Genomic DNA, 2,529 nt, shown 5'->3' with positions numbered 1-2,529 from the left:
GACAAATCCATTGCCCTCTGTCTGATAATAAAGTTATAACAATCATTTACTAAAGTAAAGCAACACGATCTATGTGTGGTTTACCACACGCTTACTCTCATTTTGAGGCGAACGCATCGGAACAGGTCCCTTATCTTCACGCTCTGGCTTCACGTCTAAGAGATTATTTACAGAGTTAAGGTGGGGAATGGCGTACGTATCCGTTGGACAAGTTGAGAATCTCGAAGAGGCAATTGCCGGACTTCAGTCGGCCTATGACTCCATGGAGAGTGCTTGTCAGACCCAGATTGCTGTTGCTGAAGCCAAATTGGTCGAAGCACAGCAGGAGGCTGATAACAGCGCTCAACTGCTGGACGCTGCGATGGAAGTCGAAATGGAGGCCGGGCAGCGGCTGGAACAGGCCAATGAGCAGCTTGCTTCAGACAATGAGCATTTGAGTTCTGCTTGTTCATCTCTTTCCGCCTGTGAAGCGAATGGCAGATATGATGAGAATGGTAACTATGAACCGCCCAACTGTTCGTCTGAATGCGCTGATGTCGACGCCGCAGAATCAGCGGTCGCCGAAGCGGAACCTGCTGTTTCGGCAGCAGAAGAAGTATTGGAAGCAGCGAAAGACCATCGCATGCAGCTGGAGCAGCGAAATGAAATGGCTCGACTGTGCCTTGATATGGCAACTCACCTTGCGGAAACAGTTCAAATGGAGTGTGCAACTCGGCTTGCAAGTGCTGCAGTTTACCTTGAAGCAGGTAAAGGGCGGCTAAAGAGTGCTAAGTCAGCCCTTAATGCTTATCTCGATACGCATCTGGAATATAAAGAATTTTATGAGTGGGTAAAATGGCAGCCAGAGCGAGGTAAGCCAGTTACACCAGATATTATAAAATCAAGATTGAACCTTTCTCTCGAACAACAGAGGTATTACTTTGAATACCTTGCTGAACGTGATCCTATTTTTAGGGCTAAGATAGCCAACTACAGACGTCAGCTCGTTGCCGCCAATGGACCTGCTGAAAGGCACGCCGTGCAGCTTAAAGTACGCCGTAATCTTAGCGGCTATTGTGGCGAGAAAATTGTGGAACAAGCGCTTTGCCCGCTCGGACACAAAGCAAACACACAGGCCCAAACTACATTTAAAGACGGCAGATCCACAAAAACTGACTTGATTATCGAAAATCTCAAGGAGCCGGTTATTTTGGGTCGTGGTAAAGGTATGAGTGCTCCAGCCGGAGGATCTATAGCTATTGAAGTGAAATGCGGCCAAGCTTCGTATCTCTATTCTCAGAAAGATCACATGGTTTTCCAATCCGGCGGACATCAGGAAGCCAATGCTTCGATGACGGTGTGTTCACGCGACATTAAGGATTTAACTCCAGAACAGGAAAAAGAGCTGCGCGAAGCCCTTCGGAAAGCAGGTTCACCTCTGATAGGTATGCTTCCGACAAAAGATGAGATAGATAAAGCCTGCTGGGATATGGTGATCGGTTCCAATACAAATAGCGGAGGAATCCATGAAAATTAAAATTGCTCTGATGCCAATTGAGCATATCAGCCAAGCTCAGGCTCTTTCTATCAAGCTCGAGGATGCTTTGGAGAAAGGTGCGATGAGTACTGTTGACGAGGTCACAGAAGTACTGATTTCGTTATCGGACAGCAAGCATTCCCTGTCCTTGCCAGAAGATTATTGGCACAAGTTCATTAAAAAGGTCAGGGCCTATGATGACCATTTCATGTCCGACTACATCATGGATAAACCGCAACTCGAAGTGATTATTGCAGCCGATGTGGTTGAATCATTTACGGATGTTTCAGGTGTTGTTGAGCATGCTCTAAAGATTGATGGAGTTGTCCTCCAGCTACCGTTTGAAGAGGGGAGTGCCGATGTTTGATGATCTATTTAATGTTATTTCACAGCAGATGGGTAGATTTTCCGACACAGTTAGGGACGAGTTTGGCCAGTCTATTGTCTCAGACGTTTTCGAGCCTCTTTTGCAGGATATCTCCGGCCTTCAGCAAACGGGAGAATTATTTGAGATCCGAGCCGCCGAGATTGATCAGCTAATTGGAGAATTGCAATTGATAGGACGCATGGGGCATGAGTAACAGCCGGAAAAACAGTGAGTCCATGTCTAAGCGTCTATTTGGTGCCGTTGGTGTATTGAATAATGCAATTCAAAGGAAGGAATATACCTACCGTCAGCTTCAAACAGAATTGAAGCAATCGGAGCAGGGTTGCGATAGAACTGTGGGTAGTCTAAGAGCTGTTAGCGACTCTGCGGAAAGAGGCGAGCTTGCCGCGTTGCATGACAAAGAGATAGATGTGCAGAAAGGTCTTCAATCGTTAAGCAGTGAACTCCGCAGCATAGAAGATCATGTAAAGCAGATTGAAAAAGCTATTTCCGATCTCGCGAATAATAAAGCTAGGTTTGACCGTGAGATCGTAAGCGTGTGGTAAACCACACATAGATCGTGTTGCTTTACTTTAGTAAATGATTGTTATAACTTTATTATCAGACAGAGGGCAATGGATTTGTC

At 46.1% G+C, this 2,529-nt stretch carries 4 protein-coding genes; all 4 read left to right on the top strand.

The genetic code is table 11. The features are described 5' to 3' along the window. Window positions 1–187 precede the first annotated feature (187 nt). Genes DFP77_RS19345 through DFP77_RS19330 form a run of 4 tightly spaced genes read left to right on the top strand, consistent with a single transcriptional unit; the run spans window position 188 to window position 2,449 of the window. Entirely contained in the window at window positions 188–1,516 is a 1,329-nt protein-coding gene (locus DFP77_RS19345) for a hypothetical protein (RefSeq protein ID WP_114413800.1), read from the top strand. Then, entirely contained in the window at window positions 1,506–1,883 is a 378-nt protein-coding gene (locus tag DFP77_RS19340) for a hypothetical protein (protein ID WP_114413799.1), read from the top strand. The genes DFP77_RS19345 and DFP77_RS19340 overlap by 11 nt, the downstream gene beginning before the upstream one ends. Next, window positions 1,876–2,097 (top strand): hypothetical protein, encoded by a 222-nt coding sequence (locus tag DFP77_RS19335; protein WP_114413798.1) that lies wholly within the window; start codon window positions 1,876–1,878, stop codon window positions 2,095–2,097. The genes DFP77_RS19340 and DFP77_RS19335 overlap by 8 nt, the downstream gene beginning before the upstream one ends. Beyond that, window positions 2,090–2,449: a hypothetical protein gene (locus DFP77_RS19330; protein WP_181858601.1), complete on the top strand. Its 360-nt coding sequence runs from the start codon at window positions 2,090–2,092 to the stop codon at window positions 2,447–2,449. Before DFP77_RS19335 ends, DFP77_RS19330 begins: the two co-directional genes overlap by 8 nt. Window positions 2,450–2,529: the final 80 nt, after the last annotated feature.

This window comes from Marinomonas foliarum (assembly GCF_003337275.1).
Taxonomy (GTDB): Bacteria; Pseudomonadota; Gammaproteobacteria; order Pseudomonadales; family Marinomonadaceae; genus Marinomonas; species Marinomonas foliarum.
This window is presented reverse-complemented; position numbering and strand designations above follow the sequence as displayed.